This window comes from Promicromonospora sp. NPDC057488, from assembly GCF_042802395.1.
Lineage (GTDB): Bacteria > Actinomycetota > Actinomycetes > Actinomycetales > Cellulomonadaceae > Promicromonospora.
The window spans coordinates 1-3,236 of the sequence record NZ_JBHVEG010000319.1 but is presented as its reverse complement, the minus strand read 5'-3'; the positions used below and the strand labels follow the sequence as shown (position 1 = coordinate 3,236).

Here is a 3,236-nt window from a genome sequence, read left to right as displayed (position 1 = left end):
TGTCAGACGTACGGGTCACCCGGGTGACCTGTACGTCTGACACGGGCTCAGCAGTGAAGCGGACCGCCCTGCCGCGCACCGTCCTTGATCGCGAGCAGGTTTGCGCCCACGTAGGAGATGTCGTGCGTCCGGTCGAACTCGGTCGGGTAGTACGTGCGCAGCCCGCTGACCTGGAACCGCAGGTGCGAGCTGCCCGGGAACGCCCGCTCCCGCAGCGGGGCCTGGGTGAGGTACCAGAAGCTGTTCTGGTTCCAGAACGCCACGTGGGTCGGGTCCTGGAAGGCGCCGCGCCCGTCGGTGCTCGGCGTCGTCGTCAGGACCAGGCCGCCGTGCGCGAGGACCCGGTGGCACTCCGTGAAGAACGCGAGCCGGTCCGGCACCCGCTGCAGCAGCTCGGTCGCGACGATCACGCCCACCTCGCCGTCCCCGTAGGGCAGCACCGGGTCGCGCGCGTCGATCCCGAGGTCGTCCGCGCCGGCCACGAGCGTCCGGTCGGGCCACTGCGCGGTGTGCAGGTCGAGCGACGCCAGGCCGTTCCGCTTGGCCCAGGCCACGGCGAGCCCCGCGATGCCCCGGTGGTAGAGCCGCACCGTCTCCTGCTGGATCAGCTTGTTGATGCGCCCGTCGCGCTGCGTGTTGCGGTCGTGGATCCGCTGCAGGTAGAGGCAGGCGTCAACATGGTGGAAGTCGCCCACCTCGTAGAGCCGCATCATCAGGTCCTGGTCGTCGAGCACCTCGAGCGTGGCGTCGTACCCGCCCACCCGCTCGTACGCCGCGCGCCGGAACGCGCGCACATGGTTGGGCGCGTACCAGATGTACCCGACGTTGTGCGGGGTCGGCGCGAGCGCCCGACACCGGTTCACCAGCATCTGGTTCACGTTCGCGGGCGCGTACTCCCAGCCCATCGCGGGGTTGAAGGTGTCGAAGTTGGGCGAGCCGTCCGCGTTGATCTGCGCGAAGTCCGAGTACACCAGCACCGCCTCGCGGTGCCGGTCGAACGCGGCCACCACCTCGGCCAGGCAGCGCGGCGCCAGGACGTCGTCGTGGTCCAGCTCGAGCAGCACCTCACCGGTCGCGAGAGCGCACGCCTCGCGCTTGAGCGCGCCCACCAGGCCGGTCGCCGCCCCGCGCAGGACCCGGATGCGCGGGTCGGGCGACGGCAGCTCCCACACCGCGTCGCCGTTGAGCAGGACCACCCACTCCCAGTCCTGGTGGGTCTGCCCGACGACGCTGCGGTAGCAGTCGTCGAGGTACGCCGGCGCGTGACTCGGTGTGAACACGGATACCTTCACGCGCTCGCGGCCCCCTGCCTGTGAACTATCGCGGTGTCGCGCGGCCACCCGATCCGCGCGAAGTACATTCATATGGGACAAGCGGCCGGGTCGCATCCGCAGCCCTCAGTCCAGGAACGTCACCTCGACGAGCCGGCTGTCACGCACCCAGCCCTCCAGGTCGACGGGCTGGGCCAGGTGGCCCGGGTTGGCGGGCTGGTTCAGGTCGGCCACGATCTCGGTGAGCACGGCGCGCCGCTCCGGCTCGTCCGTGATCGGGCGCGCCGTGGCCCGCAGGTCCGCCCGCACGCCGTGCTTGAGGTGAAAGGTCAGCGCCGGCTCGGCCACGAGGTTGACGTACCAGCTCGGCCGGTCGACCGTGCCGCTGCACAGGTAGGTGCGGCCGGCCACGTGGTAGAAGAAGATCTCGATCCGCCGGGGCAGGCCGGTCCGCCGCCCCGTCGTGGTGATGTCGATGATCCGCTGCCGCGTCGAGGCGGCCGGGGTGATCTCGACGGCCCGGCGCGCGGCGTCGTCCATCACGCGGCCTCGCTCTCGTCCGCGGTCGCGGCCCCGGCCTCGGCCTCGGCCTCGGACGACGCTTCGGACGACGCCTCGTAGCGCAGCGCCGGCCCGAGCAGCAGGCCGCCGTCGAGCACGTACTCCGAGCCCGTGGCGAACGCGCCGTCCGCGGAGGTCAGGAAGAGCACGAGCCGCGAGAGCTCGGCCGGCTCCCCCAGCCGCGGCACGGCGAACGGCTCGGGCGAGTAGAAGTCCGCGATGGGCCGCTCGCCCTCGGCGACCGGCGAGTTGATCAGCGGCGTCGAGACGACGCCGGGGTGCACCGAGTTGACGCGGATCCCGTCGCGGCCCAGCTCCAGCGCGGCGGACCGGGTCAGGCCGCGCACCGCCCACTTGCTGGCCGTGTAGGCCGCGTAGTACGCCGTGCCGACGTTGCCCATGGTCGAGGAGATGTTGACGACGGCGCCCCCGCCGCCGCGCCGCATGGACGGCGTCACCGCGCGGATGCCGAGGAACTGGCCGGTCACGTTGACCTCCAGCGTGCGCCGGAAGGCCTCGGCGTCCATGTGCTCGATCGGCACCGCCGACTGCTGCATCCCCGCGTTGTTCACCAGCACGGAGACCGGGCCGAACCGCTCCTCGGCCGTCGCGACCGCCGCTGCCCACTGCGCCTCGCTGGTGATGTCGAGCGGCACGTGCACGGCCCGCTCCCCCAGCTCGGCGGCGAGCGCCGCGCCCCGCTCGGTGTCGCGGTCGGCGATCACCACGTTGGCGCCCTCGGCATGGAAGGCGCGCACGTGGCTGACGCCCATGCCGCCCCCGGCGCCGGTGACGATCACTGTCCTGTTCTCGAATCGCTGCACGGGTGGAGCCCTTCGGATCGTGGGTCTAGTTGTGAGTCGCCTGACTCACCTCTCGATCAGAGTAGGCAGGCCTGGAGAGGTGAGTCAAGCGACTCGCCTCACAGCCTGGGGCATGATGGGCCCATGGCGACCGGCACCGGGACGTACCACCAGCAGCTCGCGGAGCAGAAGCGGGCGGCGATCATCGCCGCCGCCACCAGCCTGTTCCTGGACGGCGGCTACGCCGGCACGTCGCTGGCCCGGGTCGCCGAGGCCGCGGAGGTGTCCAAGGCCACGCTGTTCAAGCAGTTCCCCACCAAGGCCAGCCTGTTCGAGGCGATGGTCAAGGAGCACTGGAGCCCGGACGAGGACGAGCGCCCCGAGCCCGCGTCCGGCGACCTGGCCCGAGGGCTGGCCGAGTACGGCCGCCGGTACGCCGCGCTGATGTCCCGGCCCGAGATGGTGGGCCTGTACCGCATCGTCATCGCCGAGATGCCGCGCTTCCCGGGGCTCGCCGAGACGCACTTCGACGTCGGCAAGATGCCGTTCTTCGACGCGGTGCGGCGCTATCTCGCCGCCGAGCACGCCACCGGGGCCGCGC

4 protein-coding genes are annotated in these 3,236 nt (G+C 71.8%); 1 reads left to right on the top strand and 3 read right to left on the bottom strand.

All coding sequences use genetic code 11. The features are described from left to right. Positions 1-47: 47 nt before the first annotated feature. From ACFU5G_RS29675 to ACFU5G_RS29665, 3 genes are all read right to left on the bottom strand, one after another. The gene (locus ACFU5G_RS29675; RefSeq protein ID WP_377252702.1) at positions 48-1,280 is read right to left on the bottom strand and encodes a glycosyltransferase; all 1,233 of its coding nucleotides are present in this window, start codon (positions 1,278-1,280) and stop codon (positions 48-50) included. Positions 1,281-1,397: 117 nt separating this feature from the next. Continuing rightward, on the bottom strand, positions 1,398-1,811 hold the full coding sequence (locus tag ACFU5G_RS29670) for a nitroreductase/quinone reductase family protein (protein WP_377252704.1): 414 nt from the start codon (positions 1,809-1,811) through the stop codon (positions 1,398-1,400). Further along, complete coding sequence (locus ACFU5G_RS29665; RefSeq protein ID WP_377252700.1) at positions 1,811-2,656, bottom strand: SDR family NAD(P)-dependent oxidoreductase; 846 nt, start codon at positions 2,654-2,656, stop codon at positions 1,811-1,813. Before ACFU5G_RS29665 ends, ACFU5G_RS29670 begins: the two co-directional genes overlap by 1 nt. A 123-nt stretch (positions 2,657-2,779) precedes the next feature. On the opposite strand from ACFU5G_RS29665, the gene ACFU5G_RS29660 reads away from it, so the two are divergent. Further along, a partial coding sequence (locus ACFU5G_RS29660) for a TetR/AcrR family transcriptional regulator (RefSeq protein WP_377252698.1) occupies positions 2,780-3,236 on the top strand: 457 nt, incomplete at its 3' end.

Bases quoted from the DNA above. Each gene is read 5' to 3' on its own strand.
- ACFU5G_RS29670 (WP_377252704.1), bottom strand. From the start codon at position 1,811: ATGGACGACGCCGCGCGCCGGGCCGTCGAGATCACCCCGGCCGCCTCG.